Raw genomic sequence first — 17,252 nt, forward strand, 5'->3', positions numbered from 1 at the left:
CGCTTAAATATGACGCATTTGAACTATTCACTCGCCTTGAGATTAAATCGTTTAATGTCAAATCTCTCAATCCCTATCGTCAAATAGAATCTCATAGACTGTCTTATTCCTTGGAGGGAGGAATCTACATGGTTGCGACTAATTTGTTCGACGAGCGCCGCCGCGCGGTAATGATTGCGGCTGCAAAACGATGGAAAGCGCAGCCGCCAACGCCTGCGACGACGCAAGTGACGCCATCGGAACAGGCGCGCTACGACGCTCGCCGTTCGAGCTTTGATCAGGCGAGCGAACTGAAGGCACAAGGCCGTCTTCCGGTGTTCGTCGAGCGGAAGATGGGCCCTACCCTTGACTGGTACACCTTGCCGCCAGACGATGCTGCCCGAGCCGCTGGCCGGCCGGTCGCCCGCATCGTGGCCAACGTCGATCCGAAGGTCGACCCGGTCGGGTTTGCGACCGGGTTCATGGTTTCACCTAACGTTCTTCTGACAAACTGGCATGTGTTTCCGGATCCCGGCTCGGTACGAGGAACCGGCGCAAATTTTCTTCATGATGAGACGGCATCAGGTGTCGCCCGCGGCATCATTTTCGAGTTTGATCCGGACGCCCTTTTCTTCTCGGCGGAGGATCTCGATTTCGCGCTCGTCGCGATGAAGCCGAAGGCAATCACCGGCGAGCTTCTCTCCTCTGTCAACTTCCTGGCGATCAATGGATCGCGGTCAAAGATCCTGCCCGGAATGCCTATCCGGATGATCGAATATCCTGATGGCGGGCCAAAACGCTATGCGATGGAGAATTGCCGGCTGCTCGAGCTGCGGGAGGACGGTTTCCTCCGGTACGAGACCGACACCGAGGAAGGATCGTCGGGCTCGGCCTGCTATTCGGAAATGTGGGAGGTCGTCGGTTTGCACCACGCCTCCATTCCAAAAATGCGTGGCAATACTATTCTCAATAAGGACGGTTCGGCATGGTCACCTGGCCAGCCGGATGACGGGATAGACTGGATCGCGAATGAGGGTGTGCGCATAAGTGCGTTGGTAAAGGCCTTCGGCGGGCTTGTACCGACCACGCCCGCCTCCAAGCATCTTTTGGACGAATTGCTGGCCAACACGACCGATCCTACCGATGAGGTCGCGAAGCTAGCGACGCCTCGCGCGCCAGAAGCCCTTAGTCCTGTGTTACCTGATCCCTCCAAAATTTTCGCAAACACGAAAGGAAACGTGATGGGCGGCGTTACCATGAATTTTTCCGGACCAGTGACGATTTTCGTTGGTAGCGGTGTGCCGGCATCACAGCTTCCACAGGCGACGGCCGCGGTCGCGGCAGACGAGGCGCTCGAGAAAGCACTGCGCTTCGACCCCAATTACGACGATCGAGAAGGCTACAACCCTGACTTTCTCGAAAACGATATCACCGTGCCGCTGCCTCGCATTTCGCAGGAGCGGGACCAGGAGATGTATAAGGAGAATGGCCAGATCGTCGTGCTCAAGTACCATCACTTCAGCCTGGCGATGAACGCTTCCCGGCGCATGCAGATGTGGTCGGCGGTGAATGTCGATTACGATGCATCGAAAAGGACCTCCAGCGGCCGCGCCTTCTTCGGTCAAGATCGTTGGGTGGTTGACCCGCGAATTCCCCAGAAATACCAGTTGGGCGATCCCGACATCTACGCGCCCGCCAAACAGATCGACCGGGGTCATATCGTGCGGAGGGAAGACAATGCCTGGGGTGATACGCCGACGGAAATCGAGTTTGCCAATTCCGACACGTTTCACTTCTCAAATTGCACGCCGCAGCACGCGGCCTTCAACCGCTCCCAACCGGGAAAGCAATGGCCGGGAGTTCAAGGCTTGTGGGGCGGTTTCGAAAACCACATTCAACGCGACTTGCAATCAGGTGACACGCGCGCCTGCATCATAGCGGGTCCGATCTTGAACCCGAACGATCCATCCGAAGATTTCGGGACCGGCCCGGTGCAGTATCCTCTTGTCTTTTGGAAAGTGGTTGCGGTCACGACGCGCGATACCAATGGGCGCCGGTCGCTACGCACCTACGGCTTCAGGCTTTCCCAAAAGGATGTCGTCGACCGGTTCGGAGTGGAATTCGCGCCCGGCGAGTATGCACGCTATCAAGTCGCCCTGTCAGCCATAAGCGATGAGGCCGGCGTTATTTTTGACGATGTTCTCTTGCGCGCCGATACCCACGCCGACGCGTAACGTGACACTCGGCGTGGCAGCGACGGCCAGCCGTCGCATGCTGTAGACGCTTCGGTCCAGAAGGCCGCCGCTCACGCGGCGGCTGCTTCGGAGGCGCTGAAGCGCAACAGATAGTCTACGGCGCGTTGCGCGTGCGCGGCGGCGGCGAAGATCGCCCGTTTATCGTCCTTCAGCGCGGCCGACTTCGACGCCCTCGCCTTCGAGCTCGACATCGGCAAATGGGAGATGAATCGCACGCACTGGGCGATCAAGGACGTCAACCTGCCGAAAGAACTGCATGCTGCGCGGGGCATTGCCTTGCCCTCGTGGACGCGGCAGGCCAGCCGCGCCGTCGACATCACCCAGCACCATTTCGATGTTGGTCTCTCGTTTCCCGGCGAAGCCCGCGGGCTGGTCGAGCAGGTGGCCCGCGAGCTCGAGGCGAGTCTCGGCCCCGACGCCTATTTCTATGACAACAACTACGTCTCCCAGCTTGCCCGGCCATCGCTCGACACCCTGCTGCAGGACATCTATCGCAACCGCTCCAAGCTCATCGTAGCCTTCATCGGCGCCGACTATCAGCGCAAGGACTGGTGCGGCGTCGAGTTCCGCGCGATCCGCGAAATCATCATGGCTCGGGACGAGCAGCGCGTCATGTACGTGCGCGTCGACGACGGCGCCGTCGATGGCGTGTTCCGCACCGACGGCTACGTCGACGCGCGACGCTTCAATCCCGCCGAGATCGCCCAGTTCATCACCGAGCGCCTCGCCCTCATCCCCTAATCGTCGGTGAGCCAGCCCGACCGTCCGGCGGTCGACCATGACGTGACGACGCCTCGGCGCGCCGGGATCGGTGAGGCGCGGCGTCACCGAGACAATGGCGACGTTCCAGTCCGGCATGCCCGGCTGAGGCGCGGCCATGACACCGGACAGGACCGTCAGCCCGCGGCGCTCCAGCTCGGACACCGCGGCAAGAATGTCATTGTAGAGCTGGCGCCGCCCTCGCCCCGACGACAATGGCTCCTCGACGATGTCGGAGAGGATGAACGAGGCGAGATCGAGCCATTCGCCGAGATTAGCGATGTGGTCGTCATGGGTGTCGGGCACGCCGGGACGGTGGATGAGATAGGCGTCGCACTTCGCGGCATCGCGGATGGCCTTGTGCGTCTTCATCGGCGACACCGCCACCGGTTCGAGATGGCCATACGCCTCGACGAGGTGTTCGGCCGCCTTGTCCGGACCGATCGGCAGGCGCGGCGTGGTGAACGCGCCCGGCGCGTGGCCGAGCGCTTGGGCGATGCGGTCGAGCGCCTCGTCGCTCACCTTCTCCGCGTGTTCGACGCGCTCGACCCTCGACAGCGAGACACGCGCGAAGTCGGCGAGCGTGGTGGCTTTCCACTGCTTGAGATGGCGACCCCAGCGCACCACCATGGCGACGAGCTCGATCGCCGGCGGCGTGGGCACATCGACCGGCTTGTTGGGCAATTCCTTAATCTTGTCGAGAAGTTCCTGGGCATTCATGGACGAGGTCTCCTTTCGTGCCCGCGAACATGCCTCAACTCCGCCGAGCAAAAGAGGTCGAAACGCCCTTCAGCACGCATCAGCTCCCGACGCATCCCCGCCGCCCGCGCACCTGTCGGTTCAATCCCGCCGTTCTGTGCCACGCTTGTCAGCGCGTTGCCCCAATCCGGCCGAGCCCGCGCGCTCCGTCAGCGAGACGATGATTCTGTCGAGGCGGCGGAGCAGATCGTCGTAGGTGACGATGTCCATCATATTCACATATTTCCGCTTGATCACCTCCAGGTCGAACGATTGGTTCTCGGTGAGCCCGCCAGCGCCGTCCGTTCGGCGATCGCGGCCGAGCAGAAGCAGCGCCTTGGGATTGGTCACCCGGATCTGGAGGCCGGCGGGAAGTGCTGACCCGTATCGCTTCGACAGTTCGCGCTCCCCCTCAACGCCCCATTTGGAGAGGTGGAACAGGTATTTCTCGGCCTGCATGATGGTGCCTGACAGCTCCTTGGTCGGAACGCTGTTGCCACGATAAATTCCTCTGCTCAGCAGAATGTCGTCAAAAGGCTTCTTGATCTCGATGACGTCGATGTTGCCGTTGGCGTCGACCACGCAAAGGTCGACGTATCGGTTCTTTCGCTTGTCCGGCCTCGAATAGAAGTCGGCGATCCGAACATTCTCCAACACCGCCACATATTTCGGGAACAGCAGTAGGATGACGCCGACGACCATCTTCTGCCACTCCTTCTCGGAGTAGCTTGCCGCCCTGGCGAGCCAGGAGGAGAGGGTCTCGCGCAGATAGACGAACTTGTCGATCTCGGCACGAAGCAGCTCATCCCGTCGCAAGGCCCGGCCGCGCGCACCGGCGTTCCGGCGATTCAGGTAGCTTTCGTAGTGATCGCGCGCGCTGGTCGCGCCGTCGAAGAATTCGCCGAGGATGGTCTCCACGCGCGCCGCGGCATAGCGGTCGACCTCGATGCTGTTCGGGAACCTCTCGAGCAGCTCGCCGAAGGCCTCGACGGCGATGCTGTCGACCCGGTCGCCGCCAACGACGATTTCGCTGCCGGGCTTCAGCTTTGCAATGCGCCGAAAGATGCTGATATTGCGCTCGGCGACAAAGACCTTCCGGTCCAGCGCGATCCCCTCCGCGACGATCAGCACATCGTTGTCGATCCCCAGGATCCGCCCGGGAATGCGGTGATATCCGTTTTTTGTGGTCGCGAACCGAAACCGATAGAGCGGTCGATCGTCCTCGTCCGCCTCGTCGTCGTGAGCGGCACCGTGCGCCGTCTCCGCCACGAGGTCGGAACTGCGGAAGAAGAAGACCCGGCTCAGCGTCACCTTGCCCGCCGCCTTGAGCTCCCGCGTCACCCAGGCATTGCCACCGAAGTGCGGTTCGTATTCGAGCGTCACGCCCTTGCTGCCGACCTCAACGAAATCATCACACGTGCTCCTGCACTGGCTGCCACCATCCTCTTCACCCGGCGCCACGACTAATGGCGACAAACCGGTCTCGCACTATATCGGTCCGCCCTGCCGGGCCGCGGACATTTCCCTCAAGGAAATACTCGAAGTCGCCGTTCTGAAGCAGGACTGTGAACTGTTCGGCGATGAACCGGTGGACTTCGGCCTCTGCAGCAAGAATCTCGTCCACGATCTCCGGCCGCCCGTCGACGATGAGGAGGATATCTTCCATGTCACGGCTCATGAACAGATCACCTGCGCCGCGCCCGAGATAAGCTTCCAGCTTTGTCGCGACAAATAGCTCCGGGGAAAGCTTTTTGATCCTGAGCGTATCGGTCAATTCATGGGTTACTGCCGTTTCGATCCCAGCTGCGTACCAGTGGTTAGTGAAGCCGAGTATGCCGGCATCGTCCGGCATAAAGTCGACCTTGAGGTCCCGCAGCCGCATCCGGCAGATGACGTTGTCCTCGGGGGACTCAGCGAAACCTCGCTGCCTCAATTCTTCCCGCAACTGCGCCCACTCTCCATAACCGGCAAGATCGACGATGAGGTCGACGTCGTCAGTCGCCCTCACATCCTCAAGGGTCACTTCGTCTGTTATAAAAAGAGCGGTTGTGCACCCGCCGACAAAGACCAGCCGTTCCCGGAAGTCTTCCCCCAAAGCTTCCGCCACCGTCTGCAGCATCAGGAGCAATTGGCCTCGGACCGTCATTTTTTCAGGAACCTCTCTGAAAGCCGCTGTCCCGCCAGGCCCGCTTCGCGCTGATTGCCGAGCCGGATGGCATCAACGAGAGCAAGATATTCGTAGAGCCGTTCATCTTTCTGGACTGCTTCAGGCACACTCTTGAACAAAGGTTCAACCGACTGCCCCATGTCCCGCCCTTGGGCATAGGGCCATATGTGTATGTACTCGCCTCCGCTGACCAATAGCCCCTTCAGCATCGGCGCGGCGAACGCCGTCGGAATACCGCGCGTCATCGCGCCTGCCTTCGCGGGAAACACGAACTTCAGGCCGTGGACGATAAATTCATAGAGATTGCGGCGGTGAGGATTGGCCCGTCCCGTATCCCGGTCTTTAATGGCCAACCCCGATGAGAGACTGCGCTTTAAGGAGGCGTTGATCTCCGTCTTGCTGATACCTGTTAGGGATTCCAGCCCGCGAACAGAGAAGGGGTCCTCGCCCGCAAAGCCCCTACGCTGTTCCCCATGGCCCGCGAACTCTCCTTGCTCCTGCAAGCTCACGAGCTTCAGAAGCACCACGATATCCTGACTTTTCATTCCAATCATTGCAGCTTGTCCTCTGTCCTAGGACCAAGGACATTCCATCATTCGATGTCTCTCCTGTCAATGAGAACGCCAGGAGGGCGCCGCGGAAAGTCCAAAATACGTCGTTTTGAGCCGCCGGTAGGTGGTTCGCCGGCAGCATGATGATTGGCTCAGGGCGCTCACCCTAGCTAAAGAGCATTCAAACCTCATCGTACGACTGGCGAGCGCCGCCGGCAGCATTGAAGCGGTCAATATCGTCGGCAGAAGAGCGTCCGAAAAGGGCTGTCGGTTGCTTCATGGTGGGAACGAAAAAGCGAGAGAAGCAGAACTTTCGTGTGCGATCTTTGCACCAGGCCCGTAACTGGCTGATTTTCCTTAAGTATCTGTCCAATCCAGTCGCGCGGGCGCGTCAGATTTCTGCGCGGTGCGGACATCGGTTTGGCGTTCCGGTCGAACTCGTTCAATCAGAACGAGGTCTTGATGCCGACCATCACCGTTGCCGCGGCAAAATCGCCGCCGATCCAGTCGTCTTCGCCGCCAGTCTCTGCGCTGGTCGCAATGTCATAGGTGTTGTAGTCGCCGCGAGCGGTGAACACCTTTTCGTAGGAACCGGAGACGAAGAAGCTGGTCCGCTCGTTGTACTGGTAGCCGACGCTGCCGCCGACCATCAGAACCGGCGCCAATTCGAAATCATCCTCGAAGCGCAGGTCACGCATCCAGTGATGATCGGTATCGCCGGCCGAGAAGGTCGTGCCGCCCTTCAGCGCAAAGCCGAAGTTCCAGCGATCCTGGACATAGGTCGCATCGATGCCGGCGAAGGCGACCGGCAATTTCTGCTGGTAGCTGATGGCCTTTGCGTCTCCTGGGAAGTCGCCAACCGAATCCCGGAAGCCGGCAACGCTGTAGACATAGGAGCCGCCATAGGCAGTCCACTTGACCGAGGTGTACTTGAAACCACCGTTGACGTTGATCAGCAGCTGGTCGCTGAACTGGAAATCGTGGCCGAGCGCGACGGTTGCCGAATAGAAGTAATCAAGATCGGTGTCGGAATGGCGCGAACGGTTGCTCCAGTCGTTCCAGCCATCATTGGTCGAGAATGACGGGTTCCAGTCATAGTCTTCCATGTAGCTGTCGCCGCTGAAGGCGATCTGGCCGGAAAGCTTGGCGGTCCAGCCGGCCTCGCTGCGCGCCGTCATCTCGGCTGAAATGACCGCAGAGGTGTTTTCCCAGATAAGGTGGCTCAGCTTCGAGCCGCTGCCGGGAGCCTGATAGACCAGCTCGTTGGCCTGGATGTCGATGACGCCGACGCCGCCAACGAAAGAGAAATTGGGATTGTAGGGCGCCGGTTCGCTCGCCACCGCGTCGCTGGCCATCGCCGGCCAGGCAGCGAGCAACGCTGCCGCTCCACCAAAGACTTTCGCGTGCAATTTCATAGGACTACCCCCATAGGAATCATCCGCCATTCGGCTATACGCAGCGTAACCGGGTGCAAGTCAGGTGCGGTCGTCTATGCAGCGCCCCTGTAGGTTGGCAAAATTGCCGCCCTCGGCTCTGTTCCTCAACACTCAAGGAAACGCCGCTAGCGTGACCCGATTGACGGCGGTTTGCCGATGCGTTCCGGGCGGCCGGCGTGACGGGAACCGTGCATTATCTGAGGCACACATTTGCGATGACGATGCTGGTACGATTGCAGCGTCAGGCAGCGACCACGCCGGACCTCAACCCGCTGAGATCGTGCAGGTTGCTTTGAGCAGCCCATAGCAAACTCTGAGTCTAGATAATCCGACAGAGCCGAGGGCCGAGTTCCTCGAACCCGTTGCGCAGATAGAAATCGAGCGTGCGCTTCCATTTTGGTTGCCTGGGCGCTGCAAGCTCAAGTCGCTTCCAACCACGCGCACGGCCTTCCCGCGAGGCGACCTCAAGCAGATGAGGGGCAATCCCTTTGGAGCGCTTTTCGGGTCGAACATACAGCTCCGAAATATAGCCGAACTTGCCTCCTGCATAGATCGCCGTGCATTCATTCAGCACCATGATGCCGACCGGCTCGTCATCTGCACTTGCGATCACTGCGACCACGCCAGCGTCGGCAAGCATTATCTGCGCGCTTTGTCTGACGTCGTCGGGCGCGGGCGCTTTCCCGCCAGTGAGTTCATCGAGTAGCGCGTGAATAAAACGGACGACCGTCCCTGCGTCCGTTGCGTTGGCGCGGCGCGTAGATATGGAAGGCATATTTTCTCCTGCTAGTGCTCAAATCCCGATTCATGCTGCCATCCGCGCAGATCCGACTCACTCTTTTAAGTAACTCGGACGAGTGAACAGCATTTTTCATCAAAAATATGATAAAAAAATGCAAAATAAATATTACAAGCATGCAGTATTCCGGGATGACTTGAGGTCAATTGCGCAGATAGGGTACCTTCTTACAGAAAATTAACCCGGTCACATCGCTACTGCACGGTGAAGCCGCCTTGCCGAGGTAAGATGAAGCTGCAAGTCTAAAAGGGCCTGGGACAAACGATACAGCCTGAGATGCTCGTGCGGCCAGAACGCTCGGACAATGCATTCGAGCAAAGAGGGACATCCGTGACGGGCGGCGAGAGCGCTCGACGGTCGCCACAACTCATTCGGCGCCAGCCGGAACACGAGCCGAGCCGACCGGTGCGCAGAGGCTGGTTGCCGCGCCGATCAAGTCGGACACGTCCGCCTCGGTCGTCGCGAAAGAGGTGACGAACCTCACGATTCCGGGCTCCCAGCGATCATGGTAGAAGCGGAATCCCATGTCGAGCAGCCCTCGGATCAGGGGCGTGGGAAGTCGGCAGAACAGGATGTTGGCCTCGGGGCGCTGCTGGATTTTCACGCCCGGCACCAGGGCCAACCCCCGCACGAGCGCCGATGCCATCGAATTGGCATGGGTCGCGTTGCGAAGCCAGACGCCGTCCCTCAGATAACCGTCCATTTGCGCCGCCATGAAGCGCATCTTGGAACTCAACTGGCCGGCTCGCTTTTGGCGAAAAGCTATCGTGCTCGCGAGATCTCTGCGGAACGAGACGACCGCATCGACCCCAAACGTTCCATTCTTGGTGGCGCCAAATGACACAAGGTCGACGCCGGCCTTCCACGTCATCTCGGCCGGCGAGCAGCGCAGAGTGACGAGGGCGTTGGCGAAGCGAGCACCGTCCATGTGGAGCGGCAGGTTCGCTGACCGGCAGATATGTCCGATCGCCTTGATTTCGTCGAGCGCGTAGACCGATCCCATCTCGGTCGCCTGCGTGATGCTGACGCTGGAGGGCTGGACCGAGTGGATATCGCCCGCCATACGCGTTGCATTGGCCGCCAAGGCGTCGATGTCGATTTTGCCGGCCCCGCCTGGAAGCTGCACCAACTTCGCACCGGCGGTGTAGAACTCCGGCGCGCCGCACTCGTCGCGGTTGATGTGCGCGTCGGCGTGCGAGAGGATGCTGCCCCATGGCGGGGTAATCGCCGCGAGCGCCAGCGCGTTCGCCGCCGACCCCGTCGAAACGAGGAACACGTCGACCGCATGCTCGAACAGCTCGGCGAGCTGGCGCTCGACGGTATGCGTCAGCTCATCGTTGCCGTAGGGAGCCGCCTGACCCGACGCGCATGCGGTGATGGCTGCGATCACCTCGGGGGAGACGCCGGCGATGTTGTCGCTGGTGAAGCCGCGGGGGCGGGTCTGCTTGCTTTCGTTCATGGTCTTGACGCTCTTTTCTGCCATTGAGCGTCCAAGCTAGACGGTTCGCCACGCGCTATATTGAACGATATTCAAACCGAGAGGTAACGTGCCGGCGTCACCCCCAACACGGCCTTGAAATGCCGGGTCAGGTGGCTCTGGTCCGCGAACCCGACCGCGACGGCGACCTCGGCGACCTGCTGACCTCGCCTCAGCAGCCGTCGCGCCTCGTCGATGCGAACCTGGATCAGGTAGCGGGTGGGGGGCAACCCGAAATGCGCCTTGAAGCCATCGATCAACGTCGCCTTGGAGCATCCGGCGAGGGCGGCCAGGGCGGCGAGCTGCAGAACTTCGTCAAAGTGGGCATGGATGAAGTCACGCACGTCGCGGAACCTCGACGGCACGAATTTTGGCCCAGCAACGCGCGATCCGCCGGCCTGTGCGAAGACGTGGGGCAGGAAACGGATCAGATACTCCTCGATCTCCAGTGCCGAGCTATGCCCATGTTCAAGCAGGCGCCAAAACGCGCTGAGGCCGTGTGCAACTGGGGCATTCTCCTGGAACGGGCTTTTGAAGTCGATCATTCCGGGTTCATTTTGGCCGCTGCCCTCAAGGACTTGCCGTATAAGGCCTTCGGGCATGTAGAAGATTTTCTGGCTCCAGCCAAGATCGTCACCAGCACCCCCGAAATGCGGTTCGCCGGGCGCGAAGGTCGCGATGGTGCCGCTACCGGCGTGCCAAACCTCACCTCGGCACCAGACATTATGGACGCCTCGCTCGATCAGCCCGATTAGATACTCGTTGTGGACATGCTTGGAGAAATCCTGCCGGTGATAGTCCGCCGCCAGGTAATCGAGCCCGCCAAGGACATCGGTGTGCTTCATCACCGCACGATTGCGCGGCGGCCGGCCCGGGGGTTCAGAACGGCCACGCGCCTTTTCGTCGCATTCTATGGCGGTATCGGCCACTTGATGGTCAATCCAGGTCGGTCATCACAACGATATCGTGCTCTCGTAGCGAATTTCAAACCGAAGCAGGATTAATTGCCGCCCGAAGAGGGGCCTGCTGCGGGGGGCAGCGATTGGCGGGATTAATCGTGTTTCAAGCTTGGGATGTGGACCCGAGCGACGCGTGGCCGGATGGCCGATATCGAGAAGGAGACCAAGCGCTATCCCCCTCCGATCTGACGCATGAGGAATGGTCGCGGATAAACCGTTCCTGCCGGGCGCGGCCAAGACCGGGCGGCGCGTGGTGACGGACCTGCGCGAGGTCTTGAACGCGATCCGCTACATGGCCCGATCGGATGGCGGCTGGCGCATGCTGCCAAAGGATTTCCCGCCCATATCGGTCGCGGTCGAGACGCCTTACGGACATGCCCACGGACTGCGCCAAATGGCTGGAACGTTCCCCGGCCTGACGGCGAAGCAGCAGGCGCCGATCAAGGCGCTGAACGCAGAATACGCCAAAACTCGAAGCCGAGGACGAGCGTGCCAACGAACTGCCGGCCGGTGTTGACGAACGGCTACCCGGGGCGGCTACAGCTGCACTCATTGTCGGATCTTCGACGAAGTCGGACATGAGACACAGCGCTATCAGAATGATCGCGTTGTTTTGCAATGATTTTCTCATTTGGCACGACACATGCGGGGGCTATCGCGCATGAGCGCTCCGTCAATCTCGATTGATGCGAGCAGGATTCAATCAAGGCGCAGTGCGTCGCTTCTGAAGATCAAGGAGAGAAAAGTATGGCGAGAGCGCGAATTGGCGTGGCGCGGGCAATGACAGCGGCTGTCGTCCTCATCGTTGCGGGACAGGCCGGCGCGGCAGATGTTCATCAAGCCGCGAGCGTCCCGCAGGCAGAAGCCTGCGTCGCGGAAGCGCCAAGCCCCTGGCAGATCCGCCTGCGTGCGTTGGGGGTGATCACCGAGGATTCGGGCTATGTCAATGCGGTGCCCGGCTCCGGTCTTTCGTATTCGAACACCGTGACGCCGGAACTCGATATCTCATATTTCTTCACGGACAACATCGCCGCCGAACTCATACTCGGCACTACCTATGCCAACATCGATGGCCAAGGTGCGATCGGCGGGCTGGGCAAGGTCGGCAAGGTTTGGCTGCTGCCGCCCACGCTCACATTGCAGTATCATTTTACCGATTTCGGCGCCTTCAAGCCCTATGTCGGCGCCGGCGTGAACTATACGATCTTCTATCATCAGCAAGTCGGCAGCGCCGATGATCTCAAGGTCAAGAACACATTCGGCGCCGCGCTGCAGGTTGGATTCGACTACATGGTAGATCAGCACTGGGGCGTCAATTTCGACGTGAAGAAGCTTTTCCTTGAGCCCGACTTCGACGTCACTGTCGCCGGCACCAAGCTCACAGGCAAGGCCAAGCTCGATCCCTGGTTGATAGGCGCAGGTCTGACCTACCGCTTCTAAGGACGAACCACGCTGAAAGGGGCACTTTTCGAAGTCCGCGCGCGGATCATCCGTGCCGAGAAGTGGACCCGCGCTGGTCTTGAAGGAGTTGTTGGCATGCGCGTAGAAAACGATCATTGCGACGTGATCGGTGTGCCGGCCGCTCCCACGCAACTTGATCGTCTTTCTTCTGCGATTCTGCAGCAGGGGGGGATGGCGCGAGTGTCGCTGCCAGGCGATGTGGTGACCTGGGCGGCAGGCCGTCACCAGACGCTCAGGCAGATGCTTTCCGACCAGCATTTCAACAAGGACTGGCGACAGTGGCGGGCGCTGCAGGACGGCGAGATTCCCGAGGATCATCCGCTGATCGGGATATGCAAAGTGGACAACATGACCACGGCGCACGGCGCCGATCACCGGCGCTTGCGCGGCCTGCTGTCCAGCAGCTTCGCGCCCAGTCGTATCGCCTTGCTGGCGCCACGGATCGAACAATGCGTCGATCGACTCCTGGCCGAGATGGCGCAGCGCGGCGGCAGTGCCGATCTGATGTGCGAGTTCGCCGCTCCGCTGCCCACCAACGTGATCGCCGAACTGTTCGGTTTGCCGGACGAACAGCGCGAAGAGATCGTCGCGCTCACCTACAGCCTGGCAAACACCTCCGCCACAGCCGAAGAGGTGCGACAGACGCGGCAGCGCATCCCGGAGTTCTTCCGTCGCCTGATCGCGCTCAAGCGGGGCCAGCTCGGCGATGATCTGGCTTCGGCCCTGATCGTCGCGCGTGACAATGGCGAGCTCGTTTCCGACACCGAGCTCATCGACATGCTGTTCATGGTGCTCTCTGCGGGCTTCGTGACCACCGCCGGCGTCATCGGCAATGGCGTGCTGGCATTGCTGACGCATCCGCAGCAACTGCACCTGGTGCGCAGCGGCCAAGTTCCGTGGTCACAGGCGATCGAGGAGATCCTGCGCTGGGGCAGCTCAGCGGCCAATCTGCCGTTCCGCTATGCCACCCGGGACGTGGAGATCGACGGATGCATGGTCCGCCGCGGCGATGCCGTCCTGATGGCGTTCCATGCGGCGAACCGGGACGAAAAGGCCTTCGGTCCCGGCGGCGACAGGTTCGATGTCACCCGGCGGCACAACCCGCATTTGTCGTTCGGCGAGGGGCCGCATTCCTGCCTGGGCGCTGCGCTGGCGCGCCTGGAATTGCGCTGCGCCTTCCCCGCGCTGTTCGGGCGACTGGAGGATCTGGCGCTGGCCATCGCCGCAGAGGACGTCGTCTACATGCCGTCTTATGTCATTCGCTGCCCGCAGCGCCTGCCGGTCACCTTCCGCCCTTCCGTCGCTTAGCGAGTGCGGCATTCACCCCGGATTCGGTGATTCTCGGTTCGCCGAGGCGGCTGGTCTCGCACGAGGGGGGCGAGCATGCCCGGTTACGCACGATCGTGGCGCCCGCCTTCAGCAACCACAGGGTGAAGGTGCTCGCGCGGCAGGTCGAGGCGATCGCCACACAGTTGTTCGAGACGCTGGCGGCCCAGCCCCAGCCCGGCCGACCTGAGGCGCCACCTCTCCTTTCGCTGCCGGCCATGGTCATCAGCGCGCTGGAATGCGCAAGCACGCCGAGCGAAGCCGAGCGGGGAACAAATACCGGGATTCCCGGCGGACCGTGACGACCTGGCCCGACTTTACGCCCTTGAGCCCGGCAACCTCGATCTTATCCGGCGTCGCCGATGGGGACGAGGACCTCTCCGAGCCTGCATTGATGAGAGGCCGCATCGTATGCAGCTTTGGGCGAAAGAGACCGATCAGCGCAAGGGCATTATTCGCATCATCACATAAACATCTCGTTATATGTATTGACAAGGAGCGAAGCTGCTGTGATTGTGCGCATGTCGTGGTTCTCCGCGCGGCACTGCCGTAGCGGAGCTAAGAGGGAAGCCGGTGCGATGCCGGCGCTGCCCCCGCAACTGTTAGCGGCGAGCCAAGCCCATTGGTGTCACTGAGGCGAACGGCCTCGGGAAGACGGGCAGAGGCTTTGACCCGCGAGCCAGGAGACCTGCCACGACGAACAACGTCCACGGGCGGGGTGTCTCGGAGGTCGCGGTAGCCCGGCTTCGTGCCGCCTACTCGCGCGTTCCTTGTCCCCACGCCCCAACCATCGGGGTATGGCATGACTGTCTCTCAACAAATTCCAGTGGCAACGCTCGGCGTACCGCGTATCGGTCGACGGCGGGAACTGAAATTCGCGCTTGAAAGCTACTGGTCCGGAAAATCTCCCGCAGCCGACCTGCTCGCGACGGCGAAGGCGCTACGCGCCGCTAGCTGGAGGGAGCAGCACGATCGCGGCGTGTCGAAAATCCCGTCCAACGATTTCTCGCTTTACGACCATGTGCTCGACACCGTCACCATGGTCGGCGCCGTGCCGGCACGATACGCCTGGACTGACGGCGAGGTCCCACTCGATACCTATTTCGCCATGGCGCGCGGTAACCAAGGTCAGGCCGCGGATTGTGGACATGCCGGTGACGAGCATGCGGCCAACGGGCATGGCCTTGCCGCAATGGAAATGACCAAATGGTTCGACACCAACTATCACTACATTGTGCCGGAACTCACGGACGATCAGAGCTTTGCCCTCTCGTCGGCGAAACCGGTCGATCATTTCCTCGAGGCCAAGGCGCTCGGCATCCACACTCGCCCGGTCCTGCTTGGACCGGTTACCCTTCTCAAGTTGGCGAAGTCACCTGAGGAAGGTTTCAACCCTATCGCGCTCCTGCCACGGCTGCTGCCCGTCTACGAGGAGCTCCTGCGGAGGCTGAAGCTCGCGGGAGCCGATTGGGTGCAGATCGATGAGCCGGCGCTCGTGGTCGATCTGGTTCCCAACGAACGGGATGCGCTCCAATTCGCCTACTGCCGGCTGTCAAAAGCAGCACCCGAGTTGAAGATCATGGTCGCTACCTATTTCGGATCGCTGGGAGACAATCTCGAGACCGCAATTTCTCTGCCCGTGGCGGGACTGCACGTCGATCTCGTGCGCGCTCCAGAGCAGTTGGAGACCGTCGGCCGGCTCGCGCAGAAGGAACTTGTGCTCTCGCTCGGGCTGATCGACGGCCGCAACGTCTGGCGCGCGAACCTGCCTGCCATACTTGACCGCATCAAGCCGATCGTCGCCGGCTGGCCGTTGGACCGCGTGGAGATCGCCCCGTCCTGCTCGATGCTGCATGTGCCGGTCGACCTGGACATGGAGACGACACTCGATGCGGACGTGAAATCGTGGCTCGCCTTCGCGGCGCAAAAAACCGACGAGCTGGTCGTGCTCGCCCGTGCCCTGGCTGAAGGCCGGGACGCGGTCGCCGCCGAACTAGAGGCGTCGGCTGAGGCTGCCGCCGCTCGCGCGACATCCGCTAAGGTGCATGATCCGCTCGTCGAAGGTCGGGTCGCCAGCATCAAGGTCGCCATGACGCGGCGGAAGAGCGCATTCGACGTGCGCTCCAAGCTTCAGGGCGACACGTTTGGCTTGCCATCCTTCCCCACCACGACGATCGGCTCCTTCCCGCAAACAGCCGAGGTTCGCAAGGCGCGGGCAGCCCATGCCAAGGGCGAGCTGAGTTACGTCGACTATGAGGCCTTCCTGAAAAAAGAGATAGAAGCCGCCGTTCGCTGGCAAGAAGAGATCGGACTCGACGTGCTGGTCCACGGCGAATTCGAGCGCAACGACATGGTGCAGTATTTCGCTGAGCAGCTCCGCGGCTTCGCCTTCACGCAACACGGCTGGGTGCAGAGCTATGGCTCGCGCTTTGTGCGCCCCCCGATCATCATTGGCGATGTGTCGCGACAACAGCCGATGACGGTACACTGGTGGCGATATGCCCAGTCGCTGACGCCGAAGCCGGTGAAGGGCATGCTTACCGGCCCGGTGACGATCCTCAACTGGTCCTTCGTCCGGGACGACCTTCCGCGCTCAGCCGTCTGCCGCCAGGTCGCGCTCGCCATTCGCGATGAAGTGAGCGACCTCGAAAAGGCCGGCGCCAGGATGATCCAGATCGACGAAGCCGCACTGCGCGAGGGCTTGCCGCTGCGCGAGGCCGACTGGCAGGCCTATCTCGACTGGGCCGTCGAATGCTTCCGGCTGGCGTCAACAGCGGTCGGCGATGCGACCCAGATCCACACCCATATGTGCTACTCCGAGTTCGGCGATATTGTGGACGCGATTGCCGCAATGGATGCCGATGTGATCTCGATTGAAACCTCGCGCTCGCAGATGGAACTGCTCGATACGCTCCGAACCTTCAAATATCCGAACGAGATCGGTCCTGGTGTCTATGACATTCACTCGCCGAGGGTCCCGGAAGTGGGCGAAATTTCCAAACTCATCATGCTTGCGCGCGATCGATTGCTGGATGGCCAACTGTGGGTGAATCCCGACTGCGGTCTCAAGACGCGCAGATGGGAGGAGGTCCGCCCTGCCCTGATGAACATGGTGGCTGCGGCACGCGCAATTCGGGAAAAAGCGCAGACCGCGTAGGGCTCGGTGCCCCTCGCCGGCGGTGAGCGGCAACGCCACACACCGGGCAATCTTGGGGTGAGTCCATCCGGCGCACCCAAGGCAATCGAGCTGCCCGTGACGAAGCGCCTCGGCAACCTTGGCCTGGCCGGGGCCCTTGTCATGGCGCGTCGAAGTCAGCTGTTCCAGAGGCCGCCGTTGGCGGGCGA

General features: G+C 61.2%; 12 protein-coding genes, 2 pseudogenes and 1 riboswitch. Of the genes and pseudogenes, 7 read left to right on the forward strand and 7 right to left on the reverse strand.

Going from position 1 to position 17,252, the window contains the following annotated elements; translation table 11 throughout:
• Nucleotides 1–128: 128 nt before the first annotated feature.
• The gene (locus SLT36_RS25170) at nucleotides 129–2,213 is read left to right on the forward strand and encodes a DNA/RNA non-specific endonuclease (RefSeq protein WP_432284838.1); all 2,085 of its coding nucleotides are present in this window, start codon (nucleotides 129–131) and stop codon (nucleotides 2,211–2,213) included.
• A gap of 171 nt (nucleotides 2,214–2,384) precedes the next feature.
• Nucleotides 2,385–2,975, forward strand: a pseudogene (locus SLT36_RS25175) (toll/interleukin-1 receptor domain-containing protein); the annotation flags it as partial.
• An 858-nt stretch (nucleotides 2,976–3,833) separates the two neighbouring features.
• Here SLT36_RS25175 and SLT36_RS25180 read toward each other — a convergent pair.
• The 7 genes from SLT36_RS25180 to SLT36_RS25210 all read right to left on the reverse strand — a co-directional run bounded on the left by SLT36_RS25180 (nucleotide 3,834) and on the right by SLT36_RS25210 (nucleotide 11,090).
• On the reverse strand, nucleotides 3,834–5,114 hold the full coding sequence (locus SLT36_RS25180) for a Shedu immune nuclease family protein (RefSeq protein ID WP_432284839.1): 1,281 nt from the start codon (nucleotides 5,112–5,114) through the stop codon (nucleotides 3,834–3,836).
• 64 nt (nucleotides 5,115–5,178) lie between these two features.
• Nucleotides 5,179–5,850, reverse strand: a complete 672-nt coding sequence (locus SLT36_RS25185) for a hypothetical protein (protein ID WP_425351077.1) — start codon at nucleotides 5,848–5,850, stop codon at nucleotides 5,179–5,181.
• 23 nt (nucleotides 5,851–5,873) lie between these two features.
• Nucleotides 5,874–6,443 (reverse strand): hypothetical protein, encoded by a 570-nt coding sequence (locus SLT36_RS25190; RefSeq protein ID WP_027056401.1) that lies wholly within the window; start codon nucleotides 6,441–6,443, stop codon nucleotides 5,874–5,876.
• 452 nt (nucleotides 6,444–6,895) lie between these two features.
• Nucleotides 6,896–7,864: an omptin family outer membrane protease gene (locus SLT36_RS25195; RefSeq protein WP_432284840.1), complete on the reverse strand. Its 969-nt coding sequence runs from the start codon at nucleotides 7,862–7,864 to the stop codon at nucleotides 6,896–6,898.
• A 340-nt stretch (nucleotides 7,865–8,204) separates the two neighbouring features.
• The gene (locus SLT36_RS25200) at nucleotides 8,205–8,660 is read right to left on the reverse strand and encodes a GNAT family N-acetyltransferase (RefSeq protein ID WP_432284841.1); all 456 of its coding nucleotides are present in this window, start codon (nucleotides 8,658–8,660) and stop codon (nucleotides 8,205–8,207) included.
• A 391-nt stretch (nucleotides 8,661–9,051) separates the two neighbouring features.
• Entirely contained in the window at nucleotides 9,052–10,167 is a 1,116-nt protein-coding gene (locus SLT36_RS25205) for a threonine aldolase family protein (protein ID WP_432284842.1), read from the reverse strand.
• A gap of 47 nt (nucleotides 10,168–10,214) precedes the next feature.
• The gene (locus SLT36_RS25210) at nucleotides 10,215–11,090 is read right to left on the reverse strand and encodes an AraC family ligand binding domain-containing protein (protein WP_432284843.1); all 876 of its coding nucleotides are present in this window, start codon (nucleotides 11,088–11,090) and stop codon (nucleotides 10,215–10,217) included.
• A 229-nt stretch (nucleotides 11,091–11,319) separates the two neighbouring features.
• On the opposite strand from SLT36_RS25210, the gene SLT36_RS25215 reads away from it, so the two are divergent.
• The 5 genes and pseudogenes from SLT36_RS25215 (at nucleotide 11,320) to metE (ending at nucleotide 17,064) form a co-directional block, all read left to right on the forward strand.
• Nucleotides 11,320–11,637, forward strand: coding sequence for a transposase (locus SLT36_RS25215; protein WP_432284844.1), 318 nt, complete (start codon nucleotides 11,320–11,322; stop codon nucleotides 11,635–11,637).
• Between the two features lie 263 nt (nucleotides 11,638–11,900).
• On the forward strand, nucleotides 11,901–12,560 hold the full coding sequence (locus SLT36_RS25220; protein WP_432284845.1) for an OmpW/AlkL family protein: 660 nt from the start codon (nucleotides 11,901–11,903) through the stop codon (nucleotides 12,558–12,560).
• 96 nt (nucleotides 12,561–12,656) lie between these two features.
• Entirely contained in the window at nucleotides 12,657–13,889 is a 1,233-nt protein-coding gene (locus tag SLT36_RS25225; protein WP_432284846.1) for a cytochrome P450 family protein, read from the forward strand.
• Nucleotides 13,856–14,143: pseudogene (locus tag SLT36_RS25230) on the forward strand (cytochrome P450); the annotation flags it as partial. The gene SLT36_RS25225 and the pseudogene SLT36_RS25230, both read left to right, overlap by 34 nt.
• Nucleotides 14,144–14,417: 274 nt before the next feature.
• Nucleotides 14,418–14,617: riboswitch (cobalamin riboswitch) on the forward strand.
• A gap of 116 nt (nucleotides 14,618–14,733) precedes the next feature.
• Nucleotides 14,734–17,064, forward strand: coding sequence for a 5-methyltetrahydropteroyltriglutamate--homocysteine S-methyltransferase (gene metE, locus SLT36_RS25235; RefSeq protein WP_432288472.1), 2,331 nt, complete (start codon nucleotides 14,734–14,736; stop codon nucleotides 17,062–17,064).
• Nucleotides 17,065–17,252: the final 188 nt, after the last annotated feature.

Source organism: Aminobacter sp. BA135 (assembly GCF_050859125.1).
GTDB classification, from domain to species: Bacteria; Pseudomonadota; Alphaproteobacteria; order Rhizobiales; family Rhizobiaceae; genus Aminobacter; species Aminobacter ciceronei.

Coding starts and splice junctions, on each gene's coding strand:
- SLT36_RS25225 (WP_432284846.1), top strand. CDS start 12,657: ATGCGCGTAGAAAACGATCATTGCGACGTGATCGGTGTGCCGGCCGCT.
- SLT36_RS25200 (WP_432284841.1), bottom strand. CDS start 8,660: ATGCCTTCCATATCTACGCGCCGCGCCAACGCAACGGACGCAGGGACG.
- SLT36_RS25220 (WP_432284845.1), top strand. CDS start 11,901: ATGACAGCGGCTGTCGTCCTCATCGTTGCGGGACAGGCCGGCGCGGCA.
- SLT36_RS25185 (WP_425351077.1), bottom strand. CDS start 5,850: ATGCTGCAGACGGTGGCGGAAGCTTTGGGGGAAGACTTCCGGGAACGG.
- SLT36_RS25170 (WP_432284838.1), top strand. CDS start 129: ATGGTTGCGACTAATTTGTTCGACGAGCGCCGCCGCGCGGTAATGATT.
- SLT36_RS25190 (WP_027056401.1), bottom strand. CDS start 6,443: ATGAAAAGTCAGGATATCGTGGTGCTTCTGAAGCTCGTGAGCTTGCAG.
- SLT36_RS25215 (WP_432284844.1), top strand. CDS start 11,320: ATGGTCGCGGATAAACCGTTCCTGCCGGGCGCGGCCAAGACCGGGCGG.
- SLT36_RS25195 (WP_432284840.1), bottom strand. CDS start 7,864: ATGAAATTGCACGCGAAAGTCTTTGGTGGAGCGGCAGCGTTGCTCGCT.
- SLT36_RS25205 (WP_432284842.1), bottom strand. CDS start 10,167: ATGGCAGAAAAGAGCGTCAAGACCATGAACGAAAGCAAGCAGACCCGC.